Origin of the sequence: Carboxylicivirga litoralis, from assembly GCF_025499605.1 — a bacterium.
GTDB lineage: Bacteria > Bacteroidota > Bacteroidia > Bacteroidales > Marinilabiliaceae > Carboxylicivirga > Carboxylicivirga litoralis.
Window position 1 is genome coordinate 118,865 of record NZ_JAFMVC010000013.1, and the last position, 21,944, is coordinate 140,808.

General features: G+C 37.8%; 20 protein-coding genes. 11 read left to right on the top strand and 9 right to left on the bottom strand.

Annotation, left to right across the window (positions count from 1 at the left end):
* The first annotated feature begins 46 nt into the window (after nt 1-46).
* The gene (locus tag J1N10_RS13275) at nt 47-454 is read left to right on the top strand and encodes a response regulator (RefSeq protein WP_262327223.1); all 408 of its coding nucleotides are present in this window, start codon (nt 47-49) and stop codon (nt 452-454) included.
* Nucleotides 455-480: 26 nt separating this feature from the next.
* On the opposite strand, the gene J1N10_RS13280 is transcribed toward J1N10_RS13275, so the two are convergent.
* Together J1N10_RS13280 and J1N10_RS13285 are read right to left on the bottom strand one after the other, a co-directional pair.
* On the bottom strand, nt 481-2,436 hold the full coding sequence (locus J1N10_RS13280) for an OmpA family protein (protein ID WP_262327204.1): 1,956 nt from the start codon (nt 2,434-2,436) through the stop codon (nt 481-483).
* A 44-nt stretch (nt 2,437-2,480) separates the two neighbouring features.
* On the bottom strand, nt 2,481-3,200 hold the full coding sequence (locus J1N10_RS13285; protein ID WP_262327205.1) for a lysophospholipid acyltransferase family protein: 720 nt from the start codon (nt 3,198-3,200) through the stop codon (nt 2,481-2,483).
* A 219-nt stretch (nt 3,201-3,419) separates the two neighbouring features.
* On the opposite strand from J1N10_RS13285, the gene J1N10_RS13290 reads away from it, so the two are divergent.
* Nucleotides 3,420-4,253 carry a nitroreductase family protein gene (locus J1N10_RS13290; RefSeq protein ID WP_262327206.1) on the top strand — a complete coding sequence of 278 codons (834 nt, stop codon included), beginning with the start codon at nt 3,420-3,422 and terminating at the stop codon, nt 4,251-4,253.
* Between the two features lie 9 nt (nt 4,254-4,262).
* Here the strand turns inward: J1N10_RS13290 and J1N10_RS13295 are convergent, their stop codons facing one another.
* On the bottom strand, nt 4,263-4,526 hold the full coding sequence (locus tag J1N10_RS13295; RefSeq protein ID WP_262327207.1) for a YkgJ family cysteine cluster protein: 264 nt from the start codon (nt 4,524-4,526) through the stop codon (nt 4,263-4,265).
* A 73-nt stretch (nt 4,527-4,599) separates the two neighbouring features.
* Between J1N10_RS13295 and sfsA the strand changes: the two genes are divergently transcribed.
* The 3 genes from sfsA (at nt 4,600) to J1N10_RS13310 (ending at nt 9,222) form a co-directional block, all read left to right on the top strand.
* Nucleotides 4,600-5,298 (top strand): DNA/RNA nuclease SfsA, encoded by a 699-nt coding sequence (sfsA, locus tag J1N10_RS13300; RefSeq protein ID WP_262327208.1) that lies wholly within the window; start codon nt 4,600-4,602, stop codon nt 5,296-5,298.
* A 140-nt stretch (nt 5,299-5,438) separates the two neighbouring features.
* Nucleotides 5,439-7,319 carry a DUF3857 domain-containing protein gene (locus J1N10_RS13305; RefSeq protein ID WP_262327209.1) on the top strand — a complete coding sequence of 627 codons (1,881 nt, stop codon included), beginning with the start codon at nt 5,439-5,441 and terminating at the stop codon, nt 7,317-7,319.
* A gap of 46 nt (nt 7,320-7,365) precedes the next feature.
* Nucleotides 7,366-9,222: a DUF3857 domain-containing protein gene (locus J1N10_RS13310; RefSeq protein WP_262327210.1), complete on the top strand. Its 1,857-nt coding sequence runs from the start codon at nt 7,366-7,368 to the stop codon at nt 9,220-9,222.
* A gap of 46 nt (nt 9,223-9,268) precedes the next feature.
* Here J1N10_RS13310 and J1N10_RS13315 read toward each other — a convergent pair whose 3' ends face one another.
* Nucleotides 9,269-10,192: a DUF6263 family protein gene (locus J1N10_RS13315; protein ID WP_262327211.1), complete on the bottom strand. Its 924-nt coding sequence runs from the start codon at nt 10,190-10,192 to the stop codon at nt 9,269-9,271.
* Nucleotides 10,193-10,282: 90 nt separating this feature from the next.
* Nucleotides 10,283-10,750, bottom strand: coding sequence for a hypothetical protein (locus J1N10_RS13320; RefSeq protein WP_262327212.1), 468 nt, complete (start codon nt 10,748-10,750; stop codon nt 10,283-10,285).
* A gap of 626 nt (nt 10,751-11,376) precedes the next feature.
* Between J1N10_RS13320 and J1N10_RS13325 the strand changes: the two genes are divergently transcribed.
* On the top strand, nt 11,377-11,934 hold the full coding sequence (locus tag J1N10_RS13325; RefSeq protein WP_262327213.1) for a WcaF family extracellular polysaccharide biosynthesis acetyltransferase: 558 nt from the start codon (nt 11,377-11,379) through the stop codon (nt 11,932-11,934).
* Here the strand turns inward: J1N10_RS13325 and J1N10_RS13330 are convergent.
* From J1N10_RS13330 to J1N10_RS13345, 4 genes are all read right to left on the bottom strand, one after another.
* Nucleotides 11,927-13,276, bottom strand: a complete 1,350-nt coding sequence (locus J1N10_RS13330; RefSeq protein WP_262327214.1) for a 4Fe-4S dicluster domain-containing protein — start codon at nt 13,274-13,276, stop codon at nt 11,927-11,929. The two genes, J1N10_RS13325 and J1N10_RS13330, sit on opposite strands and share 8 nt — an antisense overlap.
* Nucleotides 13,277-13,447: 171 nt before the next feature.
* On the bottom strand, nt 13,448-14,593 hold the full coding sequence (locus tag J1N10_RS13335; protein WP_262327215.1) for an OprO/OprP family phosphate-selective porin: 1,146 nt from the start codon (nt 14,591-14,593) through the stop codon (nt 13,448-13,450).
* Between the two features lie 379 nt (nt 14,594-14,972).
* On the bottom strand, nt 14,973-15,902 hold the full coding sequence (locus J1N10_RS13340) for a carbohydrate kinase family protein (RefSeq protein WP_262327216.1): 930 nt from the start codon (nt 15,900-15,902) through the stop codon (nt 14,973-14,975).
* 11 nt (nt 15,903-15,913) lie between these two features.
* The gene (locus tag J1N10_RS13345) at nt 15,914-16,528 is read right to left on the bottom strand and encodes an IMPACT family protein (protein ID WP_262327217.1); all 615 of its coding nucleotides are present in this window, start codon (nt 16,526-16,528) and stop codon (nt 15,914-15,916) included.
* 205 nt (nt 16,529-16,733) lie between these two features.
* Here J1N10_RS13345 and J1N10_RS13350 point away from each other — a divergent pair, with 205 nt between their 5' ends.
* The 5 genes from J1N10_RS13350 (at nt 16,734) to J1N10_RS13370 (ending at nt 21,629) form a co-directional block, all read left to right on the top strand.
* Nucleotides 16,734-17,186 (top strand): YybH family protein, encoded by a 453-nt coding sequence (locus tag J1N10_RS13350; RefSeq protein ID WP_262327218.1) that lies wholly within the window; start codon nt 16,734-16,736, stop codon nt 17,184-17,186.
* 98 nt (nt 17,187-17,284) lie between these two features.
* Nucleotides 17,285-17,800: a KdsC family phosphatase gene (locus J1N10_RS13355; RefSeq protein WP_262327219.1), complete on the top strand. Its 516-nt coding sequence runs from the start codon at nt 17,285-17,287 to the stop codon at nt 17,798-17,800.
* 28 nt (nt 17,801-17,828) lie between these two features.
* Nucleotides 17,829-18,770, top strand: a complete 942-nt coding sequence (locus J1N10_RS13360; protein ID WP_262327220.1) for a geranylgeranylglycerol-phosphate geranylgeranyltransferase — start codon at nt 17,829-17,831, stop codon at nt 18,768-18,770.
* Between the two features lie 105 nt (nt 18,771-18,875).
* Nucleotides 18,876-19,448 carry a Maf family protein gene (locus J1N10_RS13365; protein WP_262327221.1) on the top strand — a complete coding sequence of 191 codons (573 nt, stop codon included), beginning with the start codon at nt 18,876-18,878 and terminating at the stop codon, nt 19,446-19,448.
* Nucleotides 19,449-19,469: 21 nt separating this feature from the next.
* Entirely contained in the window at nt 19,470-21,629 is a 2,160-nt protein-coding gene (locus J1N10_RS13370) for a S46 family peptidase (RefSeq protein ID WP_262327222.1), read from the top strand.
* Nucleotides 21,630-21,944 lie beyond the last annotated feature (315 nt).

Sequence of the window (21,944 nt, forward strand, 5' to 3'; positions counted from 1 at the left end):
GTTATTTTTAAAACAGAATTTGGATATTAACCCATCTATAAAAACAATGAGTGTGAGTGATTCAATTAACAATTCGCTGGTTCAGGATTGGGCTGACAAAGTGATTTTAGTTGTTGAAGATGTGGATACGAACAAGATTTTTTTTGATGCCGCATTACGAAAGACAAATGCTAAAATACTTTGGGCCAAGGACGGTAAAGAAGCTATAGAGCTATTCAAAGCCAATGAAATTGATTTGGTTTTAATGGATTTACAACTGCCTATAATGGATGGTTACACAGCAACACGCGAAATAAAAGCTATCAACAAAGGCATTCCGGTGATTGCCCAAACAGCACATGTGATGTCGGGCGAACGCGAAAAATGCATGGAAGCAGGCTGTGATGATTACCTTGCAAAACCCATTAGGTTGCAAATCTTGATGGATACGCTCTCAAAATATTTAAACAAGTAATAAAACTGCCTTCGGGCAGTTTTTTTTTACTCCTCTACTATCTTAAGCTCTGTTCTGCGGTTTTGAGCCTTGCCTTCTTCAGTAGCGTTACTAACAACAGGCTGACTAAATCCATAACCATTATACTTCAGCTGACTTTCAGGAATACCTTTACTAATTAGATAATTGCAGACGGCTTTAGCCCTGTTTTCAGAAAGAACCTGATTGTATGATACACTTCCTTCATTATCGGTATGTCCGCCTATTTCAACAATAACAGACGTATTTAATTGTAACAAACGTACCACATAATCTAACTCAACATGCGATTCAGACTTCAACTCATAAGAGTCGCTGGCGAAAAACACATTACGTAATACAAAGCTTGCCCCTTCTTTTATTTTGCTCAAATACACATTTAACACCTGTGGTTTATCAATTGATGCATTTTCTTTAACATCAAAATTATCTGAATAAAACAAATATCCTTCTTTCTGAATATTTAAAGCATAAGTATCGCCGGCTGGCAAGCAAAACAAAAACTCTCCTGAATGTGGCGCCGTTATCGCATTGACAGCTAACACCCCTGTAGTGAGTTTATTGATGCGAATATCAGCCGATAAAACTTCAGACGTTTCGTGGTCAAGCACTTTTCCTTTGATATAAGTAACAGGTGTAGGCCTCAACTGCTGTGGAATGCTAAACTGATAAAGGTCTTTATCATCGCGTTCATGCAATCCATCCGATGAGAAATATCCCAAATCACCTTTTGCTGAAACCACCAATCCAATCTCATCGTTTTCGGTGTTTAGTGGATAACCAAGGTTAACAGGCTGCTGCCAGCCTTTCTTTTGTTCATATTTCGAATAAAACAAATCCATAGCGCCCATCCCAGGCCATCCATCCGACGAAAAGTAGAGCGTTTGATTATCGTGATGGATAAATGGAGAATTTTCATTTCCGGTTGAATTAACTTGTTCACCCATATTCTCTACTTTACCAAAAAACGGTGTTCCATCCTTTTTAAAGCCTACAATTCTGGCTTTCCAAATATCTTTTTTGCCTTGTCCGCCCGGACGACTACTAACAAAATAAAGCGTACGTCCATCAGATGAAAAGCTGGGTTGCGACTCCCAGAATGGTGTATTAACGGGCGCTCCAAGATTGGTTGGTTGGCTCCAACCGTCGATGGAGCGTTTCGAAAACCAGATATCACAACTTCCTCGTCCACCTTTGCGCCCACAGGCAGTAAAAAACATCCAGTTGCCATCAGCACTTAAAGCCTGCGCTCCTTCATTACTCATGGTATTAATCGAAACAACGGCCTCACGCATTTGCCATTGGTCCCCATTTTTTGTCGACACATAAAAGTCCTCGCGAAAATTAATCGCATTTTTAGTTAACGCTTTCACATCATCCACCAGGGGATCCTGAGGAACCAAAACGGTATAAATCATGGTTTCACCGTCAGCACTCAGGCTTGGCCAGTACTCATCCAAGTCGCTATTGATGTTTTCGCCTAAGTTAATGGGTTCAATGAAAACAGGGTTGACAATCGCATTTTTGGCAAATTCAGCTTTTTCAATCCAAAAGTCAGGATTCAATTTAGAGCGTTTGTTCTTATTATAATGACGGTAAGTATTCATCCAATACTCCACCTCATCATATTGCCCTGTGTTATATTTAGCAACACCCATATTAAAAATGGCAGGCACAAAAAAAGTGCTATCTATGGCCAAGGCATTATTCAAAGCATTCACCTCATCTTCATAACGTTGAGTAGAAAAATAAATATCTGCTTTTAAAAGATAAGCTTCGATAAAAGAGCTTTCTTTTTTAATGGCGGCATCAATGTATTTGATTGCTTCATCGAGCTGATTACTAGCATAACTCGATTGAGCTGCCTCAAAACTGGCTATCGCTTTCTTTGATTTAACACTGTACTTTTGCCCAACAGCACTACTACTGTATAAGCACACCAAAACTATTAACAGATACTTCATACGCTTGTCCTACGGCAACGCCAACAATAAGTTCGCCTTTATTTTTAACACAATGCCGATTGAATGGTTGAATGTGTTAATTCCATCAGTTCATTCTGTTTATCCAGGTATTGTGTTGTATCAATTGCTTCGTGAATATGCATATGAACACTTCCTGGTAATAAGTTTAATCCCTTGTTATATACTTTATAGGTATCGACAATGGAAACAGGTAGAATTGGCAAGCCCAGCTCAAAGGCGATTTTGAAAGCGCCCTTTTTAAAATTTCGCATTTGATTAGAGCCACTGCGCGTACCTTCGGGGAAAATAACAACCGAGGTGCCATTTTGCAATTTCCGCTTGGCCTCTTCAATAGATTGCATGGCTGCTCGTGGCGAAGAACGATCCAGAAATATATGGCCAACTTTATGACTGGCATAGCCTATTCCTGGCGCATGGCGCAGCTCCTTCTTCATAATCCATTTAAAATCAATTTTCAACCAACCATATAATAGAAATATATCGTAACCACTCTGATGGTTAGCAACAATGACATAGGATTGTTTTTTGTCAATATTTTCTCTCCCCTTAACCGTTACCATCATAGGTGTTAGGTAACCTGTCACCCTTGCCCACATTGCCCCCCAGAAACTACCAACACGAGGATTGACCAATATTGAAAAACTAGCTGCCAAAAAAGAAAAAAGAAAGCTGGCAACAGTGAAAAGTGGTATAAAAATAAAAAACTTGTAAGGTTGATAAAGCCAATAAGCGAACTTCTTCATTTTGTAACAATCATCTATTTAAACAGTTAAAGACTATAAGACGTTGATAATTTATAACCTTTCAAAACAGCGTAATTTTAATGAACTAATTGCCTCTTTATGTATGGCTTGGCAAATCATTGGTGGTAAAAATAATCAAACCGACTCAGGCAACAAAACAATTCGTCATCCAAAAAGTAGCAACAATACTTATATTTGCTCACCGCTAAATTCAAAATCATGGTTAAGATATCTGCAGATAATTGCATTAAGTGCAAAAAGTGTGAAGCTATTTGTCCTGTTACAGGTGTAGACATTGAGAATAATAACATAAGTAAAGATTGCATACAATGCTATCACTGCGGAGCTATCTGTCCTCAAAAAGCCATTGGTAAGGGCAAATTAGTTGGTAAGACTTCACAGAATAATATTCAACCATACGATTTTGAGCTTTTGATGGAGCAGCGCCGCTCACACCGTATCTTTAGCACACAACAGGTATCTCCAGAACTACTTAAAAAGTTTGTTGAGCATATGCGATATAGTCCAACTGCCAGCAACCTTCAAAACCTGAGCTTCACCATCGTTACCAACAAGAAAAAACTGAAAGAAATTAACGATCTATCGATTGAAACCATCAGCAAGGCGTTTCGGTCTATAAACGATATTACGAAACCAATTATCCGATTATTAAAAGGAAGACATACACTTAAAACAATGGAGCAATCGAAGCGTAAGTTTTTACAAAAAGCTGAATTACGCAAAGATATGATTTGCTACAATGCTCCTGCCTTGATTGTTGTTCACAGCGAATCCATGCCAACAGGAATGCCCTGCCACGATGCCAACATTTGGACAGGCATGGCTACCTTGTATGCCGAATTGCTCAACTTATCAACTTGCATAAATGGGTATATTGTCAATGCTGCGAAAAGAAATAAGAAAATTAAACAAGTATTGCATATTCCTATTAAAAATGAAATACACAGTACCATTCTAATCGGTTATCCAAGAACAAAATTTGAAAACAGGATTGAGCGTAAAATGCCCAAAATTAATTTTATAAGCGAGTAACGCCCATTGCTACAAATGCTCCCAACGTGTTAAGCCTTGTAGCTTAGCTAAAATTTCAATGGCATCGCTTCGGCAAGTGCCACAAAACTCAGCTTCCGGTTTAAAACCGCCACAAACATCTGGTCGTTCAGGCGAGTCGAAAATTTCACATTGTAAGTTCTGTGTTAAATGCGGACAAGGCACACCACCCGGCTTGCCTTCCGGAAGCTTTGGTAAAGCGGATGAAATACTTGGTACAATACAGCACGCTCCACAGTTCTCTCTGCACTCCATAAATCGTTTTTTAGCGGCTGCAAAAATAAAGGTTTCTGAATTATAACTACTTTAGGGCGAATAAAATTTTATTATGCAATTCGAAACACCTTTAATTCACGGCTATTTAATTAAACGCTACAAACGCTTTTTAAGTGACATCAGACTGGACGATGGCAGTATTGTGGTAGCACACTGCACCAACAGTGGCTCGATGAAAACCTGCATTGAAGAAGGTGCCGAAGTGTATCTGTCACCTGCCAAAGACCCCAAACGCAAAACGCGTTTTACATGGGAAATGATCAAGCTCAACAATAAATGGGTAGGCATTAACACCTCCCACCCCAACCTTATTGCTTTTGAAGCTATTAAAAATGGTAGCATTGAGCAGTTAAGAGGATATAAACATGTACAACGAGAAGTTAAAGTTGGTAATAGTCGTATTGACATTATGGCACAGAACGAAAATGAAACCTGTTTTATAGAAGTGAAAAATGTGACCATGAAAGAAGGTGATTATGCCAGGTTTCCTGATGCTGTGACTACGCGTGGCAAAAAACATCTCGATGAGCTGATTCAACTAAAAAAAGAAGGCATCAGAGCAGTGATGTTATACATTATTCAACGAAGTGATGTTTCTATATTTGCACCAGCTCATACTATTGATCCAACGTATGCTTTAGCCTTGCAGGAAGCCTATAAATTGGGCGTTGAAATCATACCAATACGAGTAAAGGTAACACCAAATGAAATTGTTATTGATAAAGAGCTACCCTTTGATTTAAACCTATAAAATACTAATTCATAACCGTTACTGTTTTACTATAATCATTCTAAATAGCTCGATTATATCATAATAATTCATTATTACACATCTAGGTTTTAATAATATTTCTATTTTTAATTCGATAATAGTTATTAAATCCAACCTAAATGAAAAGAACACTTGCCTTTTTGCTATTTACCATAGCAAGCACTCATCTATTTGCAGAAAAAGCACCTATCAAATTTGGAAAAGTAAGTAAAGAAGAGCTCGAAATGACCATTTATGAGCCAGACACGTCGGCTGCTGCTGTTGTGCTATGTAAATATGGCCATTTTATTGCGAGCGATTTTAAGTTTACACGCATCGAACGCATCAAAGTATTAAAAAAATCAGGAACCCGATATGCTGAATTTGTTCTTCCTGGAAGAGAAGACGATACATTTAGAGGGCGCACTTACAATTTGGTTGATGGAGAGATTGTAGTTGATAAGCTAAAGCGCGAATCGGTATTTAAAGAGCGTGTAACTGATAATTACTACCGTTATAGAATTGCATTGCCAAATGTAAAAGTTGGGAGCGTTTTCGAAATTGAATTTTCATCCCTTGGAATACCAACAGAATGGACTTTCCAACGTTCAATTCCTATCAAATGGTGCGAGCTAAGGTTAGAGCAATCAAGCTACGTTGATTATCGAAAAAGAATGGTTGGTTATGAGCCACTTGATATCACCGATGGCAACCGCTTTGTTGCGAAAGACATGCCGGCCTTTAAGTCAGAAGCCTATATGACCTCCAGAGACAACTACATAACCAAGTTCGAATTTGACTTGCTTAGTGTAAGTTATCCAGGTTATTACAAATCATATACTACTTCTTGGGAATCTGTTAATGACCGTTTGATGGATCATGAGTACTTTGGCGGAACATTGAGAAATGGCGCAGCTTATATAAATGACATTGCCAAGCAAATTGAAGCTAAAAACCTTCCTCCTCTCGAACGGGCAAAAGCAGCTTTTGAAGCCATTAAAACGGTAAAATGGAATGAAGAAAGCTGGATTTTTACGACAGCTAATACTCTTAACAAGCCATTCAAAGAAAAAGTAGGAAATAGCACCGACATTAATTTTATGTTGTTGCACCTATTTAAAAAACTAGATATTGAAGCCAATCCGGTCGTGATCAGTACACGCAGCAATGGATTATTAAGCCCATTTTATCCAAGCTACGAAAAGCTTGATTATACCATGGCCTGTGCCACCATTGATGGTAAAGATTATTTATTGGACGCCACTGAAAAAGAACTTGTTTTTGGCATGTTGCCCTTGCGATGTCTCAATCAACAAGGAAGAGTTGTAACCAACCAGAAAGGAAAGTGGGTTGAAATTAAACCTATTTTCAGAGAACAGGAAACAACTATGTTGAACCTTGAACTGGATGAAGATTTTAACCTAAAAGGACAAATTAACTATAACCGACATGGCTATGCAGGTTATGATTTCAGGAAAGACTATAAAGAATTTGCTGGGGAAGAGGAGTTCCTTACTTCATTGGAGTCAAAACACAATGGTCTTATCGTTAAAAATTTCTCTATAACCAATTTAGATAGTATCAACAAACCGCTTCAGGACTCATATGAGATTCAATTAAAAAATTCGGTTGAACACATCAATGACATGGTACTGCTAAACCCATTCTTAATCGAAAAGATTGCTAAAAACCCTTTTAAACTTGAAGAGCGAAAGTACCCGGTTGATTTTGCCTATTGTCGAAATAAGTATCTTATTTCTAACATCATAATACCAGATGGATACACCATAGCCGAAGTGCCAAAGCCAATTAAAGTGGTCACTCCTGATAAGTCATTATATGTTTTAATCCAGTATCAGACCACACAAAATAAGTTAGTGACGGTTTATAAATTCAATATTAACAAACCCATGTTCTTACCTGAAGAGTATGTATACCTTAAAACGGTGTATGAACAAATCATAAAAAAACATGCAGAACCAATCATCTTAAAACCTAACAATGATGCAGCGAGTCTTTAAAAACACTCTTCTAATTATCGGTGCAATAATACTTTTGCCATGCACAATGTTGGCGAAAGACGCCCCCCAATATGCGATTGATAAAATACCGCAGGAATTATTGAAAAACGCGAATGCAGTAGTTCGACATAATGATGTTGTTTTTGAGTTAATCTCAGAAAACAAAGGAAAAAAAACAACAAAATACACGGTAACCATTTTAAAAGAAGGCGCAATTGATTTATCAATACTCAGCCTTAATTACGATAAACTTTTCAACGTTGATAAAATAGAGGGTGTAATCTATGATAGTAATGGTAAAAGAATTAAAAAAATAAAGAACGATGAGATACAGGATTATAGTGCAATAAGTGGCAGCACACTCTTTACAGATGGCAGAATCAAACATATAGATCCTGAGTACTACAGCTATCCGTTTACCATTGAGTATACATACACTGAATCCTATAATACATTATTCTTTCTTCCAAAGTGGATTGGTTTTGAAGGCTATAATATTTCAATTGAACACTCTAGCCTAAAAGCTATTGTTCCATCAACATACAATCTTCGGTATTTAGAGAAGAATACTAAACCATGTCAACCTGAGAGACAAAGTGATAAAACTATATACAATTGGTCTATTGAGAATGTTAAAGCTGAAAACTACGAACCGCTTTCCCCTAATTATAGAAATGTTCACCCTATAGTCTTTCTTGCTGCATCTGACTTTGAGCTAGATGGCATTAAAGGAAATATGGAATCATGGAACAACCTTGGTTCATTTATGGGACAATTACTTGAAGGACGCGATGAATTACCTGAAGAAACTATTCAGGAAATAAATTCTATTATTAGTCAAGATGAAGCTAAAGAAGAAAAAATAAAAAAAGTCTACCAATACTCTCAAAAAAAGAATAGATACATTAGTATTCAAGAGGGCGTTGGAGGATGGCAACCATTCCCAGCAGAAACAGTTGATCGTTTATCTTATGGAGATTGTAAAGCACTTTCGAATTACACTAAAGCACTCTTAAAGTCAGTTGGTATCGAATCTTATTATTCAAGAATCTATGCCGGCAGTTCCTTGCCTTCTGCTCCTATTAATTTTTCAATGAATGATTTCAACCATGTCATATTGTGTGTTCCTTGTGACAAAGACACTATCTGGTTAGAATGTACTAGTTCTGAATCACCTGCTGGCTATATGAGTGATTTTACTGATGACAGGTTTGCGTTAATCGTCAAAGACAATGGCGGTGAGTTTGTAAAAACCCCAGCCTATTCAGCGGAAGAAAACCGCCAAACAACAACCGGCACAGTAAAAATAACAGGAAATAATGCAATAAGTGTAGATGCACAATTAGTCTATTCAGGCGCTACTTATGGCGACGAATCGTACCTGCTGCATCGTGATGAAACAGACAGGCGCAAGAAGATCATAAACAGTATTAGTATTCCAAACTTTAAGTTGACCGATTACCAACTTGAGGATAACGCGAATAGGAAGCCTTCCTTTACTAAAAAGGTACAACTTGAAGCAACCAATTATTGTACTTCGATGGGTAAACGAACCATGCTTAAACTAAATGTTTTTAATATTTTTAATTCAGTGCCTCGTTATGCGCGAAATCGTAAAAATCCTGTATATGTACAACGAAATTATAGCGAGTGCGACACCATTACCTTTGAAGTACCTACAGAATTAACCGTAGAAGCGCTGCCTAAAGAAACAACGTTGGATACAAAATATGGCAAGTACCAATCTCATGCCATTGCTAAAGAAGGACAGATTACCTATTATCGATATTTCGAAATCAACAAAGGCACCTACCCTAAAGAAGAATTTAATGATTTCAGGGAGTTTCTGGAAAATGTATCAATAGCAGACAACGCCAAAACAGTTTTAATATCCGAGACATAAAAAAAAGCCGGCTGATGCCGGCTTTTTCATTTATAATAGCTCGCTCTTACATACCTTTATAGGTCAACACGCCTGTGATTTTCATTGGAATCTCCATTGGTGTTGGTAGCTGTGGTGATTCAACAGCCACATTACCATCCAGCTTTTGGTTAATTTTAATTTCAATCGGCCAACCAGTCTTGGCATTTACATTGGCCGTAAAACTCAAGTCGCCATCCAGGTTAATATGCTGTGTCATACCCATCTGCTCAACAGTCTGGCCTTCTTTGGTAGCCATTGTTCCTACACCCGACAAATCAACTTGTTCTTTACTAATCCCATCAACCTTGTAGTCAAATTGATTATCAATAACAAAAGGTGCTGAAATAGTATTCGTATTGGTCCATTCCGAACCTACTTTTACTTTCTCTTCCGGATAGGTGATAAACATATTGCTTAAGTTGCCTTTCATGCTCTCATCTGAGAATTGACCAGCCAACTGCTTTTTCATCATTTCGGCCTGTTGTGGATTATCACTAAACGCACTAACGACGTTATTAGCAATGGTCTCAAAGCCTTTTACTTCAACAACATTACCCCTATCGTCAAACTTAACATCAAATGGATGACCTACGATCAAGTCAAATGTTTTATTCAAAGGATTGGTTTTATCAGCATTGGCATCTTTTGAGTCATAAGTCATATTCATCATTGGCCCCTCCAACTTAAAAAGCATCGATTTAAAAATAACTTCTGACGAATATACATTGCCGCTCTTACCTTTTACAGTAACTGCCACATCTCCTCCCATGGTCGTTTTCATGTTCTGGGTCATGCCAGCCACACTCTGCTCAATCGACTGTGTAGTGTGCTGCTTAAGCTGATAAGTTTCGCCCACCTGAAGGTTGTAGCGGAGAGCTTTTTGTGCTGAAACATTTAGTGATAATAGTAGTGCTGCAACAACCAGCAACATCTGATTTAATTTCTTCATAATATCAGGTTTATTAATAATCGTTTCACGAAACTAAGAAAAATTAATCAGGAATGCTTATTTCTCGCATTAGGTAAACTTTAAGGATAGTTACTCGCTTACCCTGATGTATTTTTCTATCAATAATAAATTTTCATCACCTAAACCCAATTCCTCCAACTCTTCCACTCCTTGTTGGATGAGAGTATCGCCACGAAGCTCCAGGTTAAAGTGAAACGAATGGGTTTCCCACTCACGGGCTGTACAAAAATCAAGGTTTTCAGTATATTTTTCGTCTGTATATGCAACGGTTCCTCCACCCGACATATAGGCCACATTGCTACTGTCTTTTCCCTGGTCCAAATCGTGCAAGAAGAAGGCAAAATGCGTAGGCGTAATTATCTTAATCATCTCCTGACCTTCAATCATATTTGATTTTACAGAATCTTTAGAATAATAATCAGAAGATATCAGCTGCCACGTACCTACATATTCCTTAGGAAAATCATTTAAATTTTGCTTTTCAGGATTACACGCATAAAAAAGTCCTACTAAAAGGACAAATAAAATTACTCTCATATTGTATTACTTTAAGGTTTGAAGGTAAATATAATACTATTTTATATTATTATACGGTATATAATAAATAGCTTAATCTATTTTAATGTTGCTCCTCTCTAATTGCAAATTGCATTAACGCGTCTTTTCATTAAACTTTCTATTAGGTATATTCAATCGATAGGATATTAAATTAGTTATTATGTATCTATTAAGGTACTAACAATAAAAAAGTCACCATTAAAATGATGACTTATATATCTTATAATTTAATTTCCCGAGAGATAAATACCTGTTGGTAACATATTATCGGGTGGTGGTGCGCCGTTTGCTATTTTGTAAGCCTTCCGTTTACATTGGTCTTTCAGCTCACCCTTGCAGTATCGGTTTACAAAGCCTCGACAGGCTAATTCGTTGCTTGGGCTGTAGCGAATTAAAAAGCCACATTTGTTCATCATGTCACATACTTCCATATCAGTAGTTTTGAGTTAGTAATAAGTTTTGTGATATTACTCTACTTTAAATAGATTTGTTGTGCTTTATTGAAGAATATATGTTGTTTTTTGACAAACGAGCAAAATAAGAACTTTAAATACTTAATTCTATCCTTTAGCGTTAGCTTTGTGGATTTATGAATACGAAAAATAATGACTGAAACAAACTTATCCATATACAATAATGATTGGTTTGATGAAGGAGCTGGCTTTTTCAAACGAACTTTATGGTTTATAATAAATACTTTGGTATTGATAAATCCTTTAAATCCCCTTTCAGGAATTAAGGTTTTCTTCCTTCGCTTGTTTGGCGCCAAAATTGGCAAAGGCGTTGTTATTAAACCAGGTGTTAATATCAAATACCCCTGGAAGTTAAAAATTGGCGACCACACCTGGATTGGGGAACGCGTTTGGATTGATAATCTTGACCATGTAACAATTGGTAGCCATTGCTGCTTATCGCAAGAAGCTTTCGTTTTAATAGGCAATCACAATTATAGTAAAGACACCTTTGATTTAATGGTGGCACCGGTCGTTATTGAAAACGGTGTATGGATTGGTGCCCGTAGCATAGTTACCGGAGGAGTAACGTGTATGAGTCACTCGGTTTTAGCAGTTAACAGTGTAACTTCTAAAACAATGGATGCCTATTCTATTTACAGGGGTAATCCGGCCACTAAAGTTAAAGAGCGAGTTATTGAACCTAGTTAAGCAGCATCCACTTGGGTAGTTTAGCCGAGCTTGATATTCTACCATAAAAGAAATCATCCATTTTAACAGCCCAATACCTGAAATTTGGAAAATTACGAATACTCCATCGCACCAGATTATGCATCAGATTCGATGGATGTGAATAGGGACAGGTACTCATGCAACGGCCGCAATCGGTTCCGGCACTGTACCAATATTTAAAGCACTTATCCGAGTTTATTTGCCAGCGATTAACATTGTTAATTAAGATCTTATCTTCTTTCGATATGGCTGTTGCCGGGCAATTAACAGCACACTTTAAACACTTAGAGCAGAAATCTTCAAAACTATCGTCAAACTTACGATCCGAGACAGGCAATGGCATATTTGTAGTGATAACACCTACCCTGTTTCGAGGACCAAGCTCAGGTGTCATTAACAAACCCATTCGTCCAATCTCGCCCAGGTTGGCATCGCGTGCAACCAGTGGGGCAACCACCTGATAGTTTCCATCAATGTGTGCCCGCGCTTCAAAGCCATTATTGCGAATAAATTGAGCCATCTGAGAAGCTATAATGCCTGCTCTTAAATACTGACTGGCCGATTCCATAATAATGGAACTTTTAGGTGCAGACATCACCATTTCATGATCCATCTCGACCGTGAAAGCAATGGCATATTGATGTTTTTGCTCAATGGCTTGCCCATAACGCTCGCCTCGCCCACCTACTGAATACCAGTGATAATCTTTTGTTTTGGTATAACCAATGGATGCAACACCTTCTTTTTTAGCCCAGGTCTCTATAAATTCCCCAAACTGGTCAGCTGAAACAGGTGTCACGTGTTCATTTTGTTTTCCATCAACATGTTGATGCAAGCTGTCAACAATCTGAAAAGTAGCTTCTGCTGCCCTATAGGCCAAAGGGTGGTAAAAAGTCGACTTAGTACTTAGCAAGCCCGGAAGCATCCTAAATCTATCGTCGTTATCTTTATGCTTTGGAAATTCCTGATAGTACTTCTTATACCTTTCAGTATCGGGTTTTAATTCATTCCGTGAAAACATGATGGTACGTTCATCAATATTACCTTGAGGCAATTCTTCTGCTTGCTGTTTAAACAAAAATCGTGGTGCAAACACATAAGCACTAACAAGCAGAATAACACAATCAATTGTGATAAGAACCCAATTCAGACTTTGTGGCAATCGAAGTAAAAACAGGCTCAGCAGAAATACAGGTATAAGCAATAGTGCTTTAAGTGCTGCATTTTTTCTTTTCTCATAAAGAGAGGTAAATATCATTAAAACCAGTATGCCTGTTAGTGATAGTACTGAAAGCGCAAAAAATACCTGAAAATACATCATGCTATAACTAAAATTTGGCATGAAAATAAGAAAGCGTAAGCACTTAGCAAGTGATTGAAGTCAGTTTTACAATACAACAGGTTAATTATATGCAAATAAGCTCAATTAATAAGACAAAAAAAACCTAAGCCACTTTCGACTTAGGTTTTAAATATTGTTTTGACCTTTGGTTTAGAATTGGAATTCCATTTGCAACCTGGTTATTATTTTGTCTTGTTTATTCAACCTATCACGAAAAGTTACATCGCCCTGAAATTTAAATTTATGACCGATGATGTATTTGCTAATACCAACAGTATAGTCAGTTATCTCACTATGAAACGCTGTTTCGTTGGGCTTAGTAAAAGAGTAACGTCCTGATAATTCCCAGTTATTTTTAAACACATAACCTGTTTGAACATTGGCACCATACCCGGTATAATAAGCTGCTTCAATCTCACCTAAATCATCATAAACAAATTCGTTATCATCTGTTACCAAACGTTTAGCAGCTTCAATCATGAAAGAATAGCCTCGATATTTAAATAAAAAGTCACCACCAAAGTTTAATAAGTCGGCCTCACCATAAATCAAATCACCAAGCTGACCTCTATCTTTATTGGCATCCACATTATAGTTGGCATAAGCAGCAAAAGCAATCTTAGGTGTTTCTTCACGACTTAAATCAGCCATTTTGTATGCGCCTTTTGATTTAAACTCACCCAATGGAAGCGCCTCAATTTTTCCTGTTAAACTAATCCCTGGTGAGAATTCATTGTCTCTGATACCATTCCCCGCTGTAACTGCCCAGCGATCATAAAACACAGCTTTACCAGCCTTGATTTTATGATGAAACTGAACACCCGGATCTCTATCAAGCGTATAATATTTGTTGAATACAGAACGATCTACTAATTGCAAATCACCCGATGATACTACCCGCTCTCTGTTACTTGGCAGTTTGCCTTGCCCGAACCAAAGCTCGCAGTTGTTTTTCTTGTATTTAATTATCGCATCTCTTACGTAGCCACCTGCAACATCATATTCGATTTTATACACTAAGCTTTTATTAAGAAAATACCCGTCAAACTTTATACGAGCACGCTTAACCCATGCTTTATTCACAAAATCAGCAGGCCCTTGTGAGTTGCTCAATGTGTTTTCAAAATCCCATCTGGTTTGGATTCTGGTTGCGAACTTCAGATAAAACAAATCATCTTCCGTTTTAAATTGAATACCTTTGCCTACCTGCGCAGATAAATCCTTAATTGTCTGTGCCTCTGCATTGCCAAGGCATACCAACGCCACTAAAGCGCCTACTAGTAAAAAACGTTTCATGTTATTCCTGTGTACAATTCCTATTTAGCCAGAAAAATCAATTCCCCTTTTTCTCCTGGTTATTTGTTATCATTTTCCGGGTGCAAACGTATAGTTGTAATGTTAAGTAATTGTTAATTGGTCGTTACGTTTACGTTACAAATACGTTGCAATATTAAAAAAGATTTAAGATTTTTTTATTTTTTTCACAATGTTTTGAGTTGAGGACTCATTTGAAGAAAACGATTAACAATAACGTAATCTTATACCTTGTAAAAAACAAACAATCATAAGAAAGATATCAGCATCAGAAGCAAATACACAGGCTTAGTGCCTATCTTATCAACCATTCAACCAGAAAAACACTATTGTTGAAATAGAAGAAACTAATTGAATATAATTAAAATAACTTGGTAAATTGATCGTTAAACTCTTTCCTTGAACCATAAGGAACCTTTCCTCCTTCTATTGTAGTCGATAAAGCTCCTGTTTTACACCCAAAATTAATGGCTTCCTTCAATGATTTGCCTTCAATAGTTGCAGTTAAAAAACCGGCTGTAAAAGCATCACCTGCACCTATACAATCAACTGGCTGTTCGTTTAAATAGCTTTTAAACTGCTGTATTTCATTACCCTGAATAATCTCAACCCCTTTATTGCCGCAGGTTTTAATAATTTGCGTTGAGCTAATTGCGATTAGGGCATCCTGTTCGAGGTTATTACCTGCTAACAATAATTCGAGTTCTTTATTATTGGGTAAAAAATAATCCAGAACGGGCAATAATTCCTTTAGGTTAGTATCCCATTGCTCATTAACATCCCATTGCGGATCCAGCGAGGTTATCGTACCCGATTCCTTTAGCTTTTGATACAATGCAGACAGCTCATTTCTAAAAAGTGGGAGCACATATGGATTTGACATATGGAAGAACGGCGTTTTTTCAATCACATGCCAGGGCAAATCTTGGGGTGTTAATTCAGCCATAGCACCGGCATGTGTTAGGTTGGCTCTGTCTTCTTCTTTGGCCATCACAACAGTGCATCCAGTTTTAAAGCCGGCTTTCTCAACCATAAAGTCGGTGCAAACACCATAAGATTGCAAAAAAGCCATAAACTGCTCTCCAAAACTATCACTACCAATGGCTCCAACATAAGCAACACGGGCACCTAATGCAGCCATGTGAGCTGCTACTATACCTGCAGAACTACCTAATGCCAGCTCAAATTGATTAGCTATGATTTCTTCACCTAATTTTGGTAATCGGTCAAACTGATTGAAAATCAAATCAAGGTTACAATCGCCAGTAACAACAATATCAAAGTTTTGCATCTCAGGCTGCATTAAATCGTTCTCAAAAATTCAATATCAACAGATTCAACTTTTTCGAGCCTACTGATTATTTTATCAACATCGGACTGTCGACAATTCCATTCAATAGAACAACGAAGGTTAAAATCCTGTTTACTAATCTCGGGCGCTTCTTCTTTCAATATTTTCATAATGTCGTTCATAACACCATAATCGAAGTTAACCCGGTAAAAATCATTAATGGTTTTTTCAATGATAGTGCCGTTTTCGAAGGCATCAATGGTCGCTTCTTTATATGCATGAATCAACCCACTGGTTCCGAGCTTAGTGCCTCCAAAATATCGAATAACAACAACTAAAATATTTGTTAGCTCATAGGAGCGTATTTGGCCAAGAATAGGTTTACCAGCTGTACCCGATGGCTCTCCGTCATCATTTGCTCTGAATCTTTTACCATCAGTCCCCAGTTGCCAGGCAAAGCAATGATGCCGTGCATCGTAATACTGCTTCTTTAACTCACTTACGTATTCTTTAATCTCATCTTCACTATAAACAGGGTAGGCATACGTTATAAACTTGCTCCCTTTTTCTTTGTATATGCCCTCTGAAGCATTTTGTAAGGTATTATAATTATCAGGTACAGTCATTTTAAGCCTTCGTATTTCGCCAACGAATGTAACAAAAAAAAGGTGCATCAGGATATATAAGCCTACTGAACAGTTTTCTTTAGGACATTTTGCTAATAATTAAGATGTATTAAAGATGATACTGGTGAGGTTCTAAACAAGCGCTGAAGAATGTCATATGATTAATTACTACATTTATTGCCTGATAATTGGAATTATTCAAACTATGAAAGCTCTTTATTTTATAATGGCAAGCATGCTAATTGCATCCTGGCAACTTCGAACTAATCAAAACAGTGTTATTACTACCATTAATGAAGATGTAAAACAAAACATATTGAGTCAGATGGAGGCATCGAGACAGTGCTGGAACAAAGGTGATTTTGAGGGCTATATGCAGGTATATTGGCAATCAGATTCGTTGACCTTTATGGGACTTAATAGCATCACCAAAGGTTGGCAATCAACTTTAGCTAATTACAAAAAGGCTTATCCAACTGAGGAGCACAGGGGAGTTTTAGACTATCGTTTTAACCATTTTAACCAATTAGCAAACGATTGTGTACTTGTGATAGGAAGTTTTCATTTAGAACGAAGCATTGGCAACTCTGAAGGTAACTTTTCTTTGATATGGAAACGCATTGACGGCCAGTGGAAGATTATTGTTGACCACACCTGATGGCAAAACAATAAAACCATAATGATTTAAAGAAAGGCGCTTTAGTGTATTGGTAAAATGCCTTTTTGTTATCTTCGCACTAAAAGTAATATCTCGAGATGAGCAATTTCAAAGAAGATTTAATGAAAGTGAAGGCATTTGTCTTCGACGTCGATGGAGTTTTATCACCACAATTGATTCCTATTTTAGATACAGGAAAACCAATGCGAATGGCTAATATTAAAGATGGATTCGCAATACAGCTAGCTGTAAAACTTGGTTACCCTGTTGCCATTATCTCAGGTGGAAAAACGGAATCGGTCTATAAACGTTACGAAGGGTTGGGATTAAAGCATATTTACCAGGGAATTTCTGATAAATGGTCGTGTTTTGAAGAATGGATGGCAGAAACAGGGATTAAAGCCGAAGAAGTGATGTACATGGGCGATGATCTGCCTGATTATCCTGTGATGAAGCATGTAGGCATTCCAGTTTGTCCAGCCGATGCTGTTGAAGAAATAAAGTCGCTTTGCAAGTATATTTCTGATAAAAAAGGAGGAGAAGGAGCTGTGCGTGATGTGATGGAGCAAGTATTGCGGGCGCATGGTAAATGGGCTTTAGAGTATTTAAAATAGTACCTTACTAATTGAACGCAAATCGCAAATGAAATATTTGAAACTCATACGGTATAAGAATATATTAATGATTGGAGGCATGCAATATGCTCTACGCTATGGTTTAATATTGCCCATACTAAGTCATTATGAAGTTAGCCCCGTGTTGTCTCATTTGCGTTTTGCTTTAGTCGTATTGTCTACTTTGCTGTTAGCTGCTGCAGGGTATATTATTAACGATTACTTCGATATTCGCATTGACCGCATTAACAAACCTAATAAAGTATTGATTGGAAGGCACATTGCACGACGAACTGCCTTATTTTTGCATGTTTTGCTAACAATGCTGGGCATCCTGGTTGGCTTATTTATTGCCTATGTAGCACGCAAAGAGATTTATGCACTGATGTACATCGCTGTTCCGGTGCTGTTGTGGTATTACAGCACTACCTTCAAACGGCACATAGTTATTGGCAACCTGGTCATTTCCTTCTTAACCGGGATTGTGGTACTGCTGGTGGTCTCAATTGAATTTGCCATGCTTACCAAGGTATATGGTGAACAGATTTTAAGAACAGAAGCCTGCTCTACCGCCTGGTTCTACACCACTGGATTTGCCATTTTTGCCTTTCTCTCCAATTTTATCCGCGAAATAATTAAAGATACCGAAGATGTTAAAGGCGATAAAACAGTGGGATGTAAAACATTACCAATCGCACTAGGCATTAAGCTGACTAAAGTGTTCGTATTGGTTCTGGAAGGTATCTCCTTACTCGCCATGTGGGGTATCTATTTTTATGTTGATAAATTTAGTTCCATTCCGTTTGCACTGCCTTATTATATTATTGGTTTAACACTGCCACATGCGCTTCTTATCTACAAATTGATAAAGGCGAATAGAAGTGTCGATTATCACCAGGTTAGTAACCTGAGTAAGCTTGTCATCCTGATGGGTATAATATTCATCCTTCTGGTAGGTCAGATGTTTTAAAACACATCGTTTATCTTACCGGCTTAAATCGGCAGGGAGAGTGGCTAAATATTATATATTTGCGTTTCCTTGTTGAATGTCGGATTAGAAAGTTAAACGAAAAGAGTGGAGCAACAAAAAATCATATTAGCATCGCAATCACCTCGCCGTAAGGAACTATTGTCGCAATTGCAAATACCATTTGATGTTCTGGTGAAAGATAGCGGTGATGAAATTTTTCCGGATGATATGCCGGCAGAGGAAGTGCCTGTTTACCTGGCCATTCAAAAAGCCCAGCCTTATAAAACAGATTTAGATAAGGAGAATTTCATTGTTATTACTGCAGATACCATTGTGTGTTGCGACCATCACATCCTGGGAAAACCGGCCGATAAAGAGGAGGCTGTTAAAATGCTGCAAATGCTATCAGGCCGCGAACATGAGGTAATAACCGGTGTAGCATTAACTTCCAGATCGAAGCAACAAACCTTTACGGTATCAACCAAAGTTTTTTTTAAAGACCTAACTTTGGATGAGATACATTTTTACATAGATAACTACAAGCCTTTTGATAAAGCAGGTGCCTACGGCATTCAGGAATGGATTGGCATGATTGGTATTGAGCGAATTGAAGGCTCATACTTCAATGTGGTAGGTTTGCCGGTACAGCGCTTGTATACTGAACTGAATAAATTTTAAACATTACATAAATCAACAAAAATGATAAAGAAGCTATTATTGACATTGGTTGCTGCATTGTTGCTACAAACATATGCAAAAGCGGATGAAGGTATGTGGATACCAATGTTGTTAAAGAAATACAACATTGAGAAAATGCAGGAAATGGGCTTTAAGCTCACTGCCGAAGATGTATACAGTGTAAATGAGGCTTGCCTTAAAGATGCGGTGGTGATTTTTGGCCGTGGCTGTACAGGTGAATTAATTTCAGATAAAGGACTAATCGTTACCAACCACCACTGTGGATATGGCCAGATTCAATACCACAGCTCGGTTGAGAATGATTACCTGACTAATGGATTTTGGGCTATGTCGCCTGAAGAAGAATTGGTGAATCCCGGCTTAACGGTTACTTTCCTTAAGCGCATGGAAGATGTAACAGAGCGTGTTTTAGAAGGCGTAAAGGAGGACATGACAACTGACGAGCGCAATAAAGTTATTGGCACCAACATTAAAGCCATCAAAGAAGAAGCTGTTAAGGATACACATTATAAAGCGGTATTAAAGCCTTTTTTCCATGGTAACCAATACTTTTTGTTTGTCAACGAAATTTTTAAAGACGTACGCTTAGTAGGTGCGCCTCCATCAGCCATTGGTAAGTTTGGTGGCGATACCGACAACTGGATGTGGCCTCGTCATACGGGAGACTTCTCTATGTTTCGTATTTATGCCGATAAGGATAATAAGCCAGCTGAATACTCGAAGGACAACGTACCTTATAAACCGGCTAAGCATTTTCCGGTGTCATTGAAAGGTGTTAATGAAGGGGACTTCACGATGGTGTTTGGTTATCCAGGCAGTACTTACCAATACGTTCCATCTTATCATTTGGAGATGTTGACTGAAACAGTTAACCCTAAGTTGATAGATGTGCGTACGGCTAAGTTGGATATCATGAATCGCTTTCAGGAGGCTGATCCTGCTGTTCGTATTAAATATGCAGCGAAAAATGCGCGCATTTCAAACAGCTGGAAACGTTGGATTGGTGAAAACCGTGGTTTAGAGATTTTAGAGGCCATCGATAAAAAGCAGCAGTTTGAAGCTAATTTTAACGAATGGGCCAAAGCTGAAGCTCCTGAATATGCCAAATTATTGAGTAAGTATGAAACGGTTTATAAAGAATATACCAACTACAATTTAACCTATGGCTACTATCGCGAGATGATTCCTTCGAATGGTATGGAAATCGCTAATCTGGCTAGCCAGGTATCGGCTTTAAAAGCCATGTACGAAGCTGAAGAAATCAATGAAGAAGCTGCTCAAGAAGTTAAAGGGAAGTTGACTGAACGAGTTGAATTGTTCTTTAAAGATTATTACCAACCATTAGATATGGAAATTTCGGCTAAACTATTAAGCATGTATGCAGAAAATATTGATGCTGCTTTCCAGCCTGATGTTTACAAGGTAATCAATGGCAAATACAAAGGCGACATCAATAAGTATGTAGATTTCTTGTATGCTAAATCGGTATTTGACAAAAAAGAGGAAGTTCTCGATTTCATTAACAACTTCTCGGCTAAGTCGATTAAGAAACTGGAAAAAGACCCTGCTTATATCTTAAACGAAAGCTTCAAGACGGTATACAACGATAAAGTATATCCTAAAATGAAAAAATACCGTAATGAACTGGCTGACTTGAACAAAGCTTATATGGCGGCACAGATGAAGTTTGAATCGGATAAAGTATTCTATCCGGATGCTAACTTTACTTTGCGTGTGTCATACGGACAAGTAAAGGGTTATACAGCGCGTGATGCAGTTTATTACAAGCACTTTACTACGCTTGAAGGCATTATGGAAAAAGATAATCCTGATATTTACGATTACCGTGTACCTGCCAAACTAAAGGAATTGTATAAAAACAAAGACTATGGCCGATATGAAGTAGATGGCACTGTGCCTGTGTGTTTTGTGGCAACTAACCACACAACAGGAGGAAACTCAGGTAGTCCGGTACTTAATGCAGAAGGTCACTTAATTGGAATTAACTTCGACCGTGCCTGGGAAGGTGTTATGAGCGACTTGATGTTCAACCCTGAGCAATGTCGCAACATTTCATTGGATATGCGTTACGTGCTGTTTATCGTTGATAAAATGGCTGGAGCAAGCTATCTGTTAGATGAAATGACAATTATTGAGTAATTCAATACCGTTCAAAATATTTGAAAGGTCATCGTGTTTGCGATGACCTTTTTTATTGTCACCAACAATACGGTGATTTAGTATTCTACTCCTTCAAAACCTCAAAAAAATTAATAACCTGAGTTCGACGTAAAATTTTGAACTCAGAACGCTTACGAATAGTAAGGTTCAAGTGTATATTGATGAAAGAATAGCGGGCTCCCGTTTTGACGGGACAAGTTATTTTGAGTCGATTACACGAAGAAGATTGCTGTTCATAAGCGGAATTAACAAGCTTTGAATAAATATCTGATTTACTGCTTCAAATTTTATCGC